Annotated in this window: 10 protein-coding genes and 1 pseudogene; 6 read left to right on the top strand and 5 right to left on the bottom strand. The window is 70.0% G+C overall.

Annotated elements, in window-relative coordinates; genetic code table 11:
- The 4 genes from ACWGO0_RS36315 to thpR form a co-directional block, all read right to left on the bottom strand.
- Positions 1-215: ATP-binding cassette domain-containing protein (locus ACWGO0_RS36315; protein WP_453544612.1), on the bottom strand; the 215-nt coding region annotated here is incomplete at its 3' end.
- Positions 216-303: 88 nt separating this feature from the next.
- Complete coding sequence (locus ACWGO0_RS36310) at positions 304-1,152, bottom strand: DUF4097 family beta strand repeat-containing protein (RefSeq protein WP_453544610.1); 849 nt, start codon at positions 1,150-1,152, stop codon at positions 304-306.
- Between the two features lie 97 nt (positions 1,153-1,249).
- Positions 1,250-1,768, bottom strand: a complete 519-nt coding sequence (locus ACWGO0_RS36305) for a toxin-antitoxin system HicB family antitoxin (protein ID WP_453544608.1) — start codon at positions 1,766-1,768, stop codon at positions 1,250-1,252.
- A 953-nt stretch (positions 1,769-2,721) separates the two neighbouring features.
- A complete protein-coding gene (gene thpR, locus ACWGO0_RS36300; RefSeq protein ID WP_453544606.1) occupies positions 2,722-3,330 on the bottom strand; it encodes an RNA 2',3'-cyclic phosphodiesterase in 609 nt (202 codons plus the stop codon).
- 524 nt (positions 3,331-3,854) lie between these two features.
- Between thpR and ACWGO0_RS36295 the strand changes: the two genes are divergently transcribed.
- On the top strand, positions 3,855-4,304 hold the full coding sequence (locus ACWGO0_RS36295; protein WP_453544604.1) for a spore-associated protein: 450 nt from the start codon (positions 3,855-3,857) through the stop codon (positions 4,302-4,304).
- A 1,434-nt stretch (positions 4,305-5,738) separates the two neighbouring features.
- Here the strand turns inward: ACWGO0_RS36295 and ACWGO0_RS36290 are convergent.
- Complete coding sequence (locus ACWGO0_RS36290; RefSeq protein ID WP_453544602.1) at positions 5,739-6,122, bottom strand: hypothetical protein; 384 nt, start codon at positions 6,120-6,122, stop codon at positions 5,739-5,741.
- Between the two features lie 540 nt (positions 6,123-6,662).
- Between ACWGO0_RS36290 and ACWGO0_RS36285 the strand changes: the two genes are divergently transcribed.
- The 5 genes and pseudogenes from ACWGO0_RS36285 to ACWGO0_RS36265 all read left to right on the top strand — a co-directional run bounded on the left by ACWGO0_RS36285 (position 6,663) and on the right by ACWGO0_RS36265 (position 13,923).
- On the top strand, positions 6,663-8,549 hold the full coding sequence (locus tag ACWGO0_RS36285) for a glycosyltransferase family 2 protein (RefSeq protein ID WP_453544600.1): 1,887 nt from the start codon (positions 6,663-6,665) through the stop codon (positions 8,547-8,549).
- Positions 8,550-8,586: 37 nt separating this feature from the next.
- Positions 8,587-9,612 (top strand): annotated as a pseudogene (galE, locus tag ACWGO0_RS36280) (UDP-glucose 4-epimerase GalE); the annotation flags it as partial.
- A gap of 209 nt (positions 9,613-9,821) precedes the next feature.
- The gene (locus tag ACWGO0_RS36275; RefSeq protein ID WP_453544598.1) at positions 9,822-11,138 is read left to right on the top strand and encodes a UDP-glucose dehydrogenase family protein; all 1,317 of its coding nucleotides are present in this window, start codon (positions 9,822-9,824) and stop codon (positions 11,136-11,138) included.
- A gap of 2 nt (positions 11,139-11,140) precedes the next feature.
- The gene (locus ACWGO0_RS36270) at positions 11,141-12,160 is read left to right on the top strand and encodes a UDP-glucuronic acid decarboxylase family protein (RefSeq protein ID WP_453544596.1); all 1,020 of its coding nucleotides are present in this window, start codon (positions 11,141-11,143) and stop codon (positions 12,158-12,160) included.
- A gap of 68 nt (positions 12,161-12,228) precedes the next feature.
- Complete coding sequence (locus ACWGO0_RS36265) at positions 12,229-13,923, top strand: right-handed parallel beta-helix repeat-containing protein (protein WP_453544594.1); 1,695 nt, start codon at positions 12,229-12,231, stop codon at positions 13,921-13,923.
- The last annotated feature ends 581 nt before the right edge of the window (positions 13,924-14,504 follow it).

Genomic DNA, 14,504 nt, shown 5'->3' with positions numbered 1-14,504 from the left:
CCGGAGGCGGGGTCCGCGGTGACGAGCGTGGAGAGGATCTTGACCGCGGTGGTCTTGCCCGCGCCGTTCGGGCCGAGCAGGGAGAAGATCGTTCCGGCCGGGATGTGCAGGTCGATGCCGTCGAGGACTGTTTTGTCGCCGTAGGTCTTGCGCAGACCGGCGGCGGATACGGCGGCGGGCGGCTGTGGACCGTTTCCCCGATTGGATGTGGGCATGACAGGTGAAGGCATGGTGTCCTCCCTTTCGAAAAACTGAAGTGGGTGAAGTGTCTGGGGTGGTGGAAGTGGTGAGGGCGGTGGGTGTTCAGGCTTTGGTGCGGCGGATGTCGATGTTGCCCCAGCGGGTGCGGGCGCGCACTTCGACGGTGTTGTCGGTTTTGTCGGGGTTTTGGGAGGTGGCGAGTGTGTTGCGTACTTGTCCGTTGGCGGAGCTGACGTCGAGCCAGGCGGCGGTGCCTTCGCGGATGCCGACTTCGATGGCGCCGTAAGAGGTTTCCAGCTGGATGGTGCCGCGGGTGACTTCGCCGACGCGCAGGGTGCCGTGGGCGGTGGTGGCGGTGACAGAGTTCTCGGCGCGTGTGATGTCGATGTCGCCGTTGGAGCCGCTCACCCGGAGGTCGCCGGTCGCGGTGTGGATGGTTGTGCTGCCGTGGGAGTTCTTCAGGACGGCGGGGCCGTCGAGGGTGCCGACGCGCAGGCTGCCGGAGCTGGTGGTGATCTCGGCGGTGCCCTGGACGTGGTCGACGGTGATCGAGCCGTGGGAGGCGGTCAGTTTCAGTGGGCCGGTGGTGTCGAGGCGGACGTCGCCGGAGGAGGTCTTCACGCGGACCTCGCCGAGCCGGCCCTCGCCGAGGAGCTGGGCCCAGGCGCCGGTCATGTCGATGCGTGAGCCGGTGGGCAGCTCGATGGTCACGTCGACGGTGCCGGTGCGGCCGAGGCCGAGGAGGTTGGACTTGGGTGTCCTTACCGTCAGGGCGTTGTTGGTGCAGGTGATCTGGGTCTGGTCGGCGGCCCGTACGTCCTGGTCCTTCTTCGGGTCGCGGGGGCGGACTTCGACGACGGTGTCGGGGCGGTCGCTCGCGGTGAACTGGATGGAACCGGCTTCCACGTGTGCGGTGGCCGAGATCGGTTCGGGAGTGTCGAAAGAAGGCATGGCTGTCCCGTCCTCTTGGGTCTCTGGGGTGTCCCCGCTGGTGGGACGTGGTGTGGGTGAAAGCAGTGCGGGTGGAAGTGGCGGGCCCGGGGTGTGGTCAGCGCACCCAGCCGGTGAAGCTCTGTCCGACCGTCTGTGCCTTCTGTGTGGTTTGCGGCCGGTTGCCGCCGTCGACCGCGGCCGATACGGCCCGTACCAGCCAGGCGTTGACCGACAGGCCCTCGTGGTTCGCGGCCTCCTCGGCGCGTGCCTTGAGGTGGGCGGGCAGGCGCAGGTTGACGCGGGCGGTGCCGCCCTCGTCGCTGTCGGCCGGGGCGGGGGCCTTGAGGGGTTCGGCGGGCGCGGCCGGTTCTGCGGGGGGGTGGCCGTCGGTGGGTGGCAGTGTCACCACGAAGTCGGGGTCGAGTCCTCGCAGTCGTACGTCGACCGAGCCGGGGGCGAGTTCGCGGGTGATCTCGTCCATCGCGGCGGAGAGCACGTTGAGCATGGTCAGCCGGGTCGCCGACTCCAGGGGGGCGGTGAGCCTCTCGGCCAGCTCGCGGGCTTCGTCACCGCCGGCTTCGGCGGCCACCGCGAGTTCGCGGCGGAGGGTGTCGATATACGGCGTGAGATCCATGACGCCATAATGGCACCACAATGGCTCCACGCGCAAGGTGTGGGGTGACGTCTCCGGGGTGATACCCGACGTGACCTCTCTGAACTGCGCAAATGCGCTGGTGCCCGTCTGGGTGATCGTGGTGCCGTGCATGCTCGTGTGCTTCCGGGGGCGCGGAATGGCGCCGGGTGGCGCAGGGTGGCGCCACCCGGTGTCATCGTGTCTCGTCTGTGCCGCTGGAACTTCTCTGACGCGGACTCGCTTCCATCAGCGTTTGCCGGGACGTGCTCGGGATTTGGTGGCACAGGACACCGGGGAAGAGGCTGGTGGTTGAGCGGGCCGAGGTGCATTGAGGGGGCATTGGAAAGCGGACGGGTGTTCCGATTGCGGGGTATGGCGTCCAAACCCCATTTCCTGGAGGTTGTGTGCGGGCGTGGCGGGCGTGGCTCGCGCCGCAGGGGGAGCCCGCTGCGCTTGCGCCCGTGCGGCAACATCGTGCTGTGCCGAGGGGGTGGCCGATCAGGGTTTCGCCGGAGGGTTCGGTGTGCATCCCTTGGTCGGGGGGTGAGCCGGGTCGGGGTGGAGCTGTGCTGGCGTCAACGCTCGATTGCCGGTCGGGGGATCGATGTGCCGGACGGTTGCCGGAACGCTTGTGCCGTGGTTTTCGCGAAATGACTCTCTGTGGGAGCTGCGGGACTCTCGCGTACCGCAGTCTCGTGGCCGGGGGAGGGGGGAGGGGGCTGTGCGGGCGGCCGTGCATCTATCGGTTAGTGACGGGCGGTGAGCTGTTCTTCATGCTCGGGGGCAACGATTGCTGAACACTGAGTCCTCCGGGGCGCGGTGGGGAGTTGAGGCCCCTGTCGCTGCCTTTGCTCCTGCTGCGGGAGGCTGCTGCGGCGGGCGTTGTTGCTGTGCTCGGCGATTTCGTCGTCTGGCCGGGTGGAGTGCTGCCGGTCGGCCGGCTTGTGGTTGGTTCAGGATCCCGTGCCGTTGTCGTTGCCGTTGTTGTTGCCGAGGGGCCAGGCTTCGATGTCGCGGTAGTGGATCGGTCCATGGCTGCGGCCGGTGTTGCTGCCGACCAGGTGCAGATGTGTCGCGGGCCAGCGGTGGCCGGTGAATCCGGCGAACGTTTCGGCGATTTCTGCTGCTGAGGACTGGTCTCCGCGTTTGGCGCGGGCGAGTGTCAGGTGGGGGTGCAGGGGCCGGTCCTCGAAGGTAATGCCGCAGGCCTTGACCGTGGTGCGGACCTTGGCGGCGAGCATGTGCAGCTCGTCGAGGTCTCCGTCGATTCCGCTCCACAGCACCCGGTTATCGAAGGTTCCGGTGCCGCGCAGTGCCAGATGCAATGGTTGGTGGTCCGCTGCGAGGCGGGCGAGGGGCGGGCGCAGGATCGGGACGGTCTGGGCCGGTAGTTCGCCGAGGAAGGCCAGGGTGATGTGCCAGTCCTCGATGCGGTTCCACCGCATGTGCGGGTGTGTGTCGTAGGCGGGGCGCAGTTCCCGTGCCAGTTCTTCTTTCGCGTGGTCGGGCGGGGCGAGGGCGATGAACACGCGAACGGTCGCGGGCTGGATCTGTTCGTTCACACCGGTCTTCGTACCGTATCGGGGTGGTTGAGGCGACGGCCGGGTCCTGCGGCAGTGCCGTTCGCGGTCCCGGTCGCCGGGGAGGCCGCTTGCCGGAAGGGCGGCGACACGGCCGGGTTCCTGGAACTTACGGGCCGGGGGCCACGTGGGACGCGCGGGCGCAGGCCTGCGCCGCAGGTCCGGCTGTTTTGTGCGGGTGTCTGGGTACCCGTGCACCTGGCTTCACGGGTGCGGACTCCCTTGCTGCCGGAGGCGATTGGTTCGGCGGTGCCCGCGGGTACGGGGCGGTCCGTACTCTCGCGCTGAACTTGCTGCGCCAGAGCCTGCACGCCTCGTCGGAAGCCGCGCTGCGCCTTGCTTGCACCCGATGCCTGTTCTCCCTTCCCCAGGGCGGGAGGCGGCGCCGACTGCTTCGCTCGTGGGTTCGCCCGGTGTCTCTGTGTGCGTCCCGGCACAACCATCTTTGCCGCTCGGTGGTCACATCAAGTGGGAGCAAACCGCTCTCGGAGGCACAAGGGGGAAATATGGGAAGCATGCGTAATGTCGGGGCTGTCGGGGCGTTGACCACGCTGGTGGTGGGTTTCATGGCGGTGTTCGGTGCGGCTGCCTCTGCCGCGCCCAACGTCACGCCGCAGGGTGTCTGCGGCAGTGCCTACAAGACGGTGAACTCGGTGCCTGTCGGCTCGCTGGGCACTGTCTATCTGACGTACAACTCCTCGAACGGCAAGAACTGTGTCGCGACGATCCGCGCCAATCCGGGCACGGCCAAGGACATGTCCACGTACATCTACGTGCCCGACACCGACGAGTGGGCCGGGGACTCCGGGTACTTCACGTCGTACGCGGGGCCGGGTTACGTCTACGGCAGGGGCCACTGCGTGAGTTGGGGCGGCAACATCGCCAACGTGTACGTGTCGGTGGAGAACTCCAACTGTGCGGCGCGCCAGGAACGCCGGGTCACCGAGGTTCGCTGATCGGGCTCATCACCCGGCCCCTGGGTCCTGCGCCGCTGCTTCCCGGAGTCCGCCCGGCCGCCGTTGTGCTCAGGGGTGGCGGGGCGGTTTCCCTGAGCCGGGGGCGGCGCGGGATCTTGTGGTGGGCCGTCTGTTGTGGCAGAGGTGGGTGCGGTGCTGGTCGGGGGAGGGGCCGCCGCCGCGCCTGGCTTTTGCCGGGCGGGGTCCGGAGGTGGCAACCGGGCAGCTTTGTGCAGGGACGTCCGGTGCACTGCTGGCGGCCTGGTCGTTTCGTCGGCCAGGCCGTTGGCGAATCCGGCGGTCATCTCCGGCCCGGTGATCATTTCCGGCTCGGCGGTCGTCTCGTGCTCGCCCGTTGTGGGGCATCGAGCGGCCGTGATCCGGGAAGCGGTGTGGCGGGCGGCTCGGCACCGGCGGAGCGATGTCATTCGCGGGGTGCGGTATTCGTGTTCGACAGTGCGCCGCTACGACGGTCTTTGGCTGCCCGGTGGCCGGGATAAGCGTCTACGGCGAGGCTCTGGATCAGGGACTTCCCCTCGGAGGCGACGATGCCGATGTCCGTGATGCCGGACGCCGCCAGTTTCGGGCATGGTGTGCCCGAACACCGGCTTGTCGCCGAGGCGGCATTTCCTTGGAGATCGCCTTCGCCTTCGCCTTCGCCTTCGCAGGCGGCAGGAGGCGGGAGGTAGGAGCCGAGTCCGGCAGCGGGGATCACGGTTCTGCGCATCGTCGGGGGCAGGTCTCTGCCCGGCCGGGTGGCAGGCCGCGCGGGGCGGGCGCAGTGTCCGCCGGCGTCACCGACGTTCCCTTCCTCGGCCGGGCGGCACTCGCTGTTCCGGACGGGAGGAGGCGCAGCAGTGGTTGTGGTCAACCTCGTGGGAACCCGGTGGCGGTCCGCCGGCCGGGGGAGTCCGGGCCTGAGTACGGGTTTTCACCTGCATGATGACCATCAGGTGTCCGTGTCCGTCGACGGTCCTGGCGTGCCACCGGCTCACCACGATGTAGTGGATGCGCCCGCCATTGGACTGGATTGAGGTCTGGTCGGCAGGGTCGCCGCCGGGGTTTCCACGGGCGCGCCGAAGCCGGCTCGCTCGGCTTCGGTGGGCTTGGCCGGGCGAGGCCATCGAAACCGCTCCGGTGGCCTGCGAGCGCAATGGGCCATTGCGTACCGGCCGCCCTGTGCGCGCCGCCTTGTGCGCTGGCCTGTGCAACCCCCCTTGTGCCGCCCTGGGTACCCGGCCGGCCGGGTACCCAGGGGGCGTGGCCCTCGGCGATGTCCTGCGGGTCTCCGCGTTCGGCGAGTGCCGGGGTGATCGCGCGCAGAGTGGGGAAGTCGTGCACAGGCAACCTGCGCAACCCAGTCGGAAGGCCGCTTCGGGGCTCGTCGAGGCTGTCCGCCATGGCCCGCAGCTTGGGCGAGGGCATGGCCGGTGCTCAGCGCTGACCCGCGCGGTACGCGGCCGAGTGTCCAGGCGCTGACCGCGCGGTACGCGCCCAGGCGGCCCCTCCTGCTCGTCCAGGCCGGTCCCGACGAGCAGGCGCAGGATGCTCTCGTGCTCGGGCAGCAGGGTCGGCGGGTGGCTGCCGGGCGAGGGGGATGGCGAGTGTCCGGGCGGCCGGCACCGGGACGGGCTCGGGGTGCGCCGGAGCGGCCTGGTAGGTCGCGTGTGTGGTCCGGTGCAGTTCGCTGTGCCGTTGGGGCGCCGCGAGCCATTGGGGCGGGTGGTGGCGGGCGGCGGTGTGCGGGGCGGGTGCGCGGATGCCTCGGTCGAGCAGTTCGTGGAGTTCCAGGTGCAGAGCCTTCACCAGCCTGTCCACCAGTGCGTCCTTGCCGGGGGCGCACCTGTTGCAGGGCCATGGCCTCCGGAGCGGGCCATGGCCCCACGCGCCCGGTGCGGCGCGGGTGGGCGCATGCTCGGCGCGGTCAGCTCTCCGGGGCCGACCGGTTCCAGTGCTGTGGGCAGCATGCGCTCCCGGCTCAGCCGCCCGTAGCGGCCGAGGCCCGCGCCCCAGAGCTGCAGCCGCGGGCCCGCGCCGCGGTGCCCGCGCCCGGCTTCCGTGGCCGCCCCTCCTTCGCTGCGTCATCGGCATCACCTGAGCAGATGGGCCGCTCCGTCTGGCCTGTCCCGGATACCGCCCCGCGCTCGTGCCCCGTCCCGGATGGGCCGCTCCGCGCCCGTGGTCCGCCCGTCCTTTTGACTCCACGGACAAACCATTGCAATATGTATATATACATCATAAATTTCATGCGTCAGGATAGGGTGCAAGCGACACCGTAAACACACCCCCACCCCCCACCCCCGCACCCGCATCTCGCACCCCGCACTCGTCCTGGCGCCCGACCGGGAGCGCGATGTCATGCCGGAGTCGAGCGCATTCGCCGAACCGCCGGACGCCGAACCGCCGGACAACGGGACCTCTGACCTGCTGACCGGCGAGCCGGAGCAGATGAGCCTTCAGGAGTGGATGACCCACATCTCCGACGGCAACGTCGCCAAGATCACCCGGCACGGCCCGCTCTTCGGCCGGCCCCCGCGCAACCTGAAGGCCGCCCCGGGGACCTTCGTCCCCACGCTGGCGCTGCGGGACAAGGTGACGATCGCCGTGCTGGCGTCGGGCTGGGGTGTCTTCTTCGCGTACTTCTGGATGTGGTGGATGAACCCTGTCCACAGGGTCACCTGGATAGGGCTGGCAGTGACCAGTGCGCTGTTGTTCTACCTCACCTGTCAGGCGAGTTACTTCCTGATCGCGGTCGCCCGCCTGCCCCGTGTCTCCTGCACTGTCCCGATCCCGCGGCTGCGCCTGGCCATCGCGGTGACACGGGCGCCGTCGGAGCCCTGGCCCATGGCCCGCAGGACACTTCAGGCGATGCTCGGGCAGGAATTTCCCTACGCCTACGACGTCTGGCTGTGCGACGAGGATCCCGACGAGGAGATCTACACCTGGTGCGCCGGCAACGGGGTACGGGTGTCCACCCGCCGTGGCGTCGCCGCGTACAACCGCACGACCTGGCCGCGGCGCACGAAGTGCAAAGAGGGCAACCTCGCCTACTTCTACGACCACTGGGGCTACCGGGACTACGACGTCGTCGTGCAGCTCGACTGCGATCACCAGCCTCACTCGCGGTATCTCGTGGAGGTCGTGCGCCCGTTCTCCGACCCGGCCATCGGCTACGTCGCGGCGCCGAGCATCTGCGACGCCAACGCGGGCACCTCGTGGGCGGCCCGCGGCCGGATGCACCGGGAGGCACCCTTCCATGGCCCGTTCCAGCTCGGACACGCCGACCGCCTCGCCCCGGTGTGCATCGGTTCGCACTACGGCGTACGCACCCGGGCCCTGCGGGACACCGGCGGGCTGGGCCCCGACCTCGCCGAGGACTTCACCACCAGCTTCCTGCTCAACTCCGCGGGCTGGCAGGGCGCGTTCGCCATCGACGCCGAGGCGCACGGGCTGGGCCCCATGACGTTCGACGACATGGTCACCCAGGAGTACCAGTGGTCCAGGAGCCTGGTCGCGATGATGTTCGGGATGATCCCCCGCCACATGCACCGGCTGTCCTACCGGCTGCGGCTGCGGTTCACGATCGTGCTGATCTACTACCCCTTGCTCGCGGCCGGAGCACTCGCCGCCATCACCCTCCCGGTGGCCGCCGCGGTGACCGGACAGGTATGGGTGAGCGTCAACTACCTCGCTTTCCTGGGCCACTTCTGGGCCATGTCGATCTGGCTGATCCTGCTGCTGCTCCTGCTGCGGCACAGAGGACTGCTGCGCCCGGCCTCCGCTCCCGTGTGGAGCTGGGAACTGTGGCTGTTCGCCATGGCCCGGTGGCCGTTCGTGGCCTGGGGAGTGCTCGGGGCGCTGATCCAGGAGATCTTCCGCAGGCCGATCTACTTCAAGGTCACCCCGAAGGACCGCAGCGGACTGGAAGTGCTCTCGAAACGACTGGTCCTGCCCTTCGTGTTCATCGCGACGGCCCTGTCCGCAGCCGCCATCGTGGGAGAGCTGACCGGCCCGTCGGTGGGCTATGTGTTCCTGTGCATCGTGGGCAGCCTGGCGTACTGCGTGGTCAGCATGGCCGTGGCCATCCTCCACGTACGCGAAGCGTCCCGCGCCGCGGGCACCCCGCTCAGAACCGCCTTCGCGACCGCGAGCCGCCCCCTGTTCATCTCCGCCGCCCCACTGATCCCGCTCGCTGTCGCCATCCTGATCTACCCGCCCTACCTGACCGCCGTCACCACCTGGTGACACGGCACAGCGCCGACCCTCCCAAGGAGGTCATGACATGCGCCGCACCCCTGTGGCCGCGCTGGTGACCGGCGGCGCCGGATTCATCGGCAGCCACACCTGCGTCGAACTCCTCCAGCACGGGTTCGAGCTGATCGTCCTGGACAACTACTCCAACAGCTCTCCCCGGGCCCTGGCCCGCGCCCAGCGCATCGCAGGGCGCCCCCTGCACGCCGTCCACCGGATCGACCTGCGCGACCGCGACGCACTCTCGGCCGTCTTCGACCGCCACCACATCGACGTGGTCGTGCACTTCGCGGGCAGGAAAGAGGTCGGCGAGTCCGTGGCCATGCCGATCACTTACTACGACACGAACGTCGGCGCCACCCTGTCCCTTCTCTCGGCGATGCAGGAGCACGGCGTGCACCGCATGGTGTTCTCCTCCTCCTGCTCGATCTACGGAGAGAGGGAACAGCGCCCGCTCACCGAGATCGACCCGGCCCGGCCCACCAACCCTTACGCCGCATCGAAGTGGGCCTGCGAGCAGATCCTCGCCGACGTCTGCCGCCGGCACGACGACTTCCACGTCCTGTCCCTGCGCTACTTCAACCCGGCAGGCGCCCACCCCGGCGGACTGCTGGGCGAGGCCCCGCGCGGCGCACCCGCCAACCTCATGCCCTGCACGGCCCAGGTCGCGGCCGGGCGCCGCGCGCGGCTGAGCGTGTACGGCGACGACTACCCCACCCCTGACGGCACCGGCATCCGCGACTACATCCACGTCATGGACGTCGCCCAGGCCCACCGCCTGGCCATCGGGCACCTCGCGGACCACCGGGGTTTGCAGGTTTTCAACCTCGGCCTGGGGCAGGGCACTTCGGTCCTGGAACTCCTGGCGGCCTTCCACCGCGCCTCCGGCCGCCCGATCCCGTACCAGGTGGTGGGCCGGCGCCCCGGCGACGTCACCGCACTGGTCGCGGACCCCGGCGCGGTGGCACGGGCCTGGGGCTGGCACGCCACCCGTGACCTGGCCGCCATGTGCCGCGACGCATGGCGCTTCGAGCAGCTCAACCCCACCGGCTACGCGGGCCCGCCCCCGACCGGCCCGCACCCCCGCCCCACGACGGCACCGAGCACCCCGCACACCACCCCCGGCATACGACCCGCGCAGAGCACCCCGCACACCACCCCCGGCATACGACCCGCGCAGAGCACCCCGCACACCACCCCCGGCGTACGACCCGCACAGAGCACCGCTCACACCACCCCCGGCATACGGCCCACTGGGAGGCTGCCATGAGGATGACGGTCATCGGCACCGGATACGTCGGGGTCGTGCACGCGGCCACGATGGCCGACCTCGGACACGAGGTCCTCGGTGTGGACATCGACGAAGCACGCATCACCGCCCTGAACAGCGCCACCCCACCCGTCTACGAACCCGGGCTGCAGTACCTGCTGCAACGCACCATGGACTCGGGCCGGCTCCGCTTCACCACCGACACGGAAGCGGCGGCCCGCTTCGCCCCGGTGCACTTCGTGTGCGTGGGCACCCCGCAACTGCCCGGCTCGAAATCCGCCGACCTGAGCTGCGTGAACACGGTCGTGGACGCCCTGGCACCCCACCTGCGCCCCGGAGACCTCATCGTCGGCAAATCGACGGTACCGGTCGGCACCGCCACCCGCCTGGCCGGCCGTCTGCAGAGCGTGGCACCAGGGGCCGGCGTCGCCTGGAACCCCGAATTCCTGCGGGAGGGCTTCGCGGTCCAGGACTCCGCCACCCCCGAGAGGATCGTGGTGGGCGTCACCTGCGCACACGACGAGGCAGTGCTGCGCCGGATCTACGCACCCATGCTCAGCGCCGGTGTCCCCTTCTTCCGCACCGACCCGAACACCGCGGAACTGGTCAAGGTCGCCTCGAACTCCTTCCTCGCCACCAAGATCTCCTTCATCAACGCGATGGCCGAGGTGTGCGACGCCGCCGGCGCCGACGTGGTGACGCTCGCCGAAGCGGTCGGCGCGGACTCACGCATCAACCCCCGCTTCCTGCAACCCGGCCTCGGCTTCGGCGGCAGCTGCTTCCCCAAGGACATCCGGGGCTTCATGGCACGCGCCGAGGAACTCGGAGTGGGACAGGCCGTGGCCTTCCTGCAACAGGTCGACGACATCAACACCCGCCAGCGCAGGCGGACCGTGGACCTGGCCGGCCGCCTGGTCGGCGGCCGGTTCGAGGGCACCAACGTGGCCGTACTGGGCGCCGCGTTCAAACCCGACAGCGACGACGTACGCGACTCCCCGGCCCTCGCGGTCGCCGACGCCCTCCACCGCAAGGGCGCCCGGGTCCGCGTGCACGACCCCCAGGCCCTGGACAACGCCCGCAGCGCCCTGCCCACCCTGCAGTACACCCTGGACGTCCCCAAAGCCTGCGAGGACGCCGACCTGGTGCTCCACCTGACGTCCTGGCCGGAGTACCGGGCCATCGACCCCGCCGCACTGGCCCCCCTGGTCCGTGAGCCGACCATCGTGGACGCACGCCACACCCTTGACGCCGCACGGTGGCGTGAATCCGGATGGTCCCTTTACGCACCGGGCCGGCCCCAACCACAGGAGTAGCCATGCGTGTCGTGGTCACCGGCGGAGCCGGATTCCTGGGATCGCACCTGTGCGATGCCCTCATCGCCCGAGGCGACCTCGTTTGGTGCGCGGATGACCTGTGCACCAGCGGAACCGGCAACTTCCGCCACCTCATGCACGAGCCCCGCTTCCATTTCCTGCGCTGCGACATCAGCCGGCGCCTGGACGTGCCCGGCCCCATCGACGCTGTCGCACACCTCGCCAGCCCCGCCTCACCCCCCGACTACCAGAACCTGGCACTGCAGACCCTCGCTGTCGGCAGCCGCGGCACCGAGAACGCCCTGCGCCTGGCCCTGCGCCACGACGCACGGTTCCTGCTCACCTCCACCAGCGAGGTGTACGGCGACCCCCTGGTACACCCGCAGTCGGAGGAGGACTGGGGACACGTCAACCCCGTCGGGCCGCGCAGCATGTACGACGAGGCGAAGCGTTACGCCGAAGCGCTCACCATGGCCTACCGGCGCAGCGAGGCCGCCGACACCGGCATCGTGCGCATCTTCAACACCTACGGCCCCCGGATGCGCCCGCACGACGGCAGGGTCGTCTCCAGCTTCATCCGCCAGGCCCTGCGCGGCGAGCCGCTGACCATGTACGGCGACGGCAGCCAGACCCGGAGCTTCTGCTACGTCGAGGACCTGGTCCGCGGCCTCCTCATGATGCTCGACACCCACGTGCCGGGCCCGGTCAACCTAGGCAACCCCGACGAGCGCACCGTCCACGACCTGGCGCGCCTGGTGATCGAGGCGACCTGCTCGCACTCCGCGATACGGCGCCTGCCGCTTCCGGTGGACGACCCGACCCGCCGCTGCCCGGTCATCGAGCGGGCCCGCGAACAACTCGGATGGACTCCCGAGATCACGTTGCAGGACGGGCTGCGGCATACAGTGAAATGGTTCCGGTCCCGCTCACCCCACGACAGGGAGACATCGCCCCACCGCGCCGCCCATGACGCGGCGGGCACCGGGCCGTCCATGACGCGGCGGGCACCGGGCCGTCCATGACGCGGCGGGCACCGGGCCGTTCATGAAGCGGCGGGTCCAGAGACGACGATCTGACGGAAAGGGCGGCCATGCCGGTTCTGGCAGGTTCCACGGCAGCCAGCTCCCCGAGCCGGCGCCGCGCCCCGCGGCACAGGCCCCTGGGAGCCGCCCTGGCACTGGCAGCCCTAGTGGCACTGGCGGCAGCCGGCGGCTGCAGCTCACTGCCGCACTACCGGCCGGGGAACACCTACTACGTCAGCGCGTCCGGCAACGACGACAACGACGGCCGCACCGCCCAGCGGCCGTGGCGCACCCTGACCCGGGCCGACGAGCAGCGCCTGGAGCCCGGCGACCGGCTCCTGTTCAAGGGCGGCAGCCGCTTCACCGGCGCGCTCACCGTCGGCCGGGGAGAGGCCGGCCGGGCCGACCTGCCGGTCGTCATCGGCTCCTACGGCACCGGGCGCGCGACCCTCACCCCCACCAGCGGCCCCGGCATCGGCGTCTACAACACCGCGGGGGTGGAGATCCGCGACCTCGTCGTCACCGGGAACACGCGCACCCTCAAGGGCCCCAGCGGCATCATCGTCTTCAACGACCGGCGCGGCACCGAGCGCCTGGACCACGTGGTGGTCTCCGGCGTGGACGTGTCCCGCTTCGAGACCGGAGTGGCCATCGGCTGCGCCGAGGCCGCCGCGGGCTTCCGCAACGTCCGTATCACCGGCTCCGCGGTCCACGACAACACCGACGACGGTCTGCTCACCTACGGCCCCGGACTCGACGTGAAGAACCCGCGCTACCCCCACCAGAACGTGGTGGTCTCCGATGTCCAGGCCTTCCGCAACCAGGGCAATCCGACTTCCAAGCGCCACAACACCGGCAGCGGCATCGTCATCGGCGGCGTCGAGGGCGGCCGGGTGGAACAGTCCGCCGCGCACGACAACGGAGCACGCTCCGCCGCCGGGGCGAGCGAGGGCCCGGTGGGCATCTGGGCCTACGACTCCACCCGGCTGACCATCGAGCACAACTCCTCCTACGACAACCACACCTCCGCGAGAGTCGACGGCAGCGGCTTCGGCCTGGACCTGAACGTCTCCTCGACCACCGTGCAGTACAACCTGGCGTCCGGCAACGACGGGCCCGGCTACCACGCCTACACCAACCTCACCAACGGCGCCCACACCAACAACACCATCCGCTTCAACATCAGCAGCAACAACGGGCGCAAGTTGCCGGACAACGGCGGCATCGACATCCACGGCAAGGGCATCCGTAACCTGCAGATCTACAACAACACCGTGGTGATGACCGCTACGGGGGCCGAGCACGGACCGGCCCTGCGACTGCGCGGGAACCCGGCAGGCGTCTCGGTACGCAACAACATCCTCATCACCGACGGCGGGCCCGTGGTCGTGGCGGACACCGCCTACACGCCCGGGCAGGCCCTCCTGCAGGGCAACAACTACGTGGCCGCGGGCGGGCAGTGGTCGATCCGGTGGGGAAACACCACCCACCGCTCACTGGCCGGCTTCCGCACCGAGCAGCAGGAACTCCTCGGCGGCAAACCCACCGGGCTGACCGCGAACCCCTGCCTCGCCGGCGGCAGCACCCCGGTGGTCACCACCCCCGAACAGGCACCCCGCATCACCCCGACCTGCGCCGCGGTGGCCGGCAGGGGAGTGGACCTCGGCGCCCGCTTCCGTATCGACCCCGGCCCCACGGACTGGTTCGGCGCCCCCCTCACCGGCGCCCCCCTCATCGGGGCAGCCAACCCGCGCTCCCCTTGACAAAGGCGCCGCCGGCACCGGCCTCACCACCACACACCAGCCTGCCGGCCCCGCACCGCAGCACAAGCCCCACCGCTCCGCACCCGTACCGGCACAGGCGCGGGCGCCGGCCATGACCACCCCGAACCGGTGCCACCACCGCCGCCCGCCGTGGTCCGGCCGACACCCCGGCGCGCACTTCGTACAGGTCGACAGCAAGCAACAGACACACAGACCAAAGCGGCGCCCCGCACAGGAGAGGACAGATAACCGCGCATTCTGTCGTTCAGTCGTCAGTGCCTGCGCCTGGTCGCCGGGTTGCGCGGTTGCCGGGCTGGCGGGCTGGGCTGGCCGGCTGCTGGTGGGCTGACCTGAGGCTGGGGTCAGGGGTGGGGTGGGTTTTGGTGGCGACGATGTGGGTCATGGGCGGGCCCAAGGGCGCCGCCGGTCTGGCACCCAGGGCCACCCGGTGCACGGCCGTGTCCACGGCCGTGCACCGGTATCCGGTCAGGCTGTGTGGAGGGTGAGGCTGTACCTGGCGAGGATCTCGTTGACGGGCTGGAACCACGTCTGGCCGCCGGAGGAGCAGTTGCCCCAGCCAC

Source organism: Streptomyces sp. NPDC055749 (assembly GCF_053617235.1).
The sequence above is the reverse complement of the archived record's forward strand: the minus strand, read 5'-3'. Positions and strand labels throughout refer to the sequence as shown.

What these genes read in the sequence shown, in the direction of transcription:
- ACWGO0_RS36310 (WP_453544610.1), bottom strand. Translation starts at nt 1,152, where the DNA reads ATGCCTTCTTTCGACACTCCCGAACCGATCTCGGCCACCGCACACGTG.
- ACWGO0_RS36305 (WP_453544608.1), bottom strand. Translation starts at nt 1,768, where the DNA reads ATGGATCTCACGCCGTATATCGACACCCTCCGCCGCGAACTCGCGGTG.
- ACWGO0_RS36295 (WP_453544604.1), top strand. Translation starts at nt 3,855, where the DNA reads ATGGGAAGCATGCGTAATGTCGGGGCTGTCGGGGCGTTGACCACGCTG.
- ACWGO0_RS36285 (WP_453544600.1), top strand. Translation starts at nt 6,663, where the DNA reads ATGCCGGAGTCGAGCGCATTCGCCGAACCGCCGGACGCCGAACCGCCG.
- ACWGO0_RS36275 (WP_453544598.1), top strand. Translation starts at nt 9,822, where the DNA reads ATGAGGATGACGGTCATCGGCACCGGATACGTCGGGGTCGTGCACGCG.
- ACWGO0_RS36270 (WP_453544596.1), top strand. Translation starts at nt 11,141, where the DNA reads ATGCGTGTCGTGGTCACCGGCGGAGCCGGATTCCTGGGATCGCACCTG.
- ACWGO0_RS36265 (WP_453544594.1), top strand. Translation starts at nt 12,229, where the DNA reads ATGCCGGTTCTGGCAGGTTCCACGGCAGCCAGCTCCCCGAGCCGGCGC.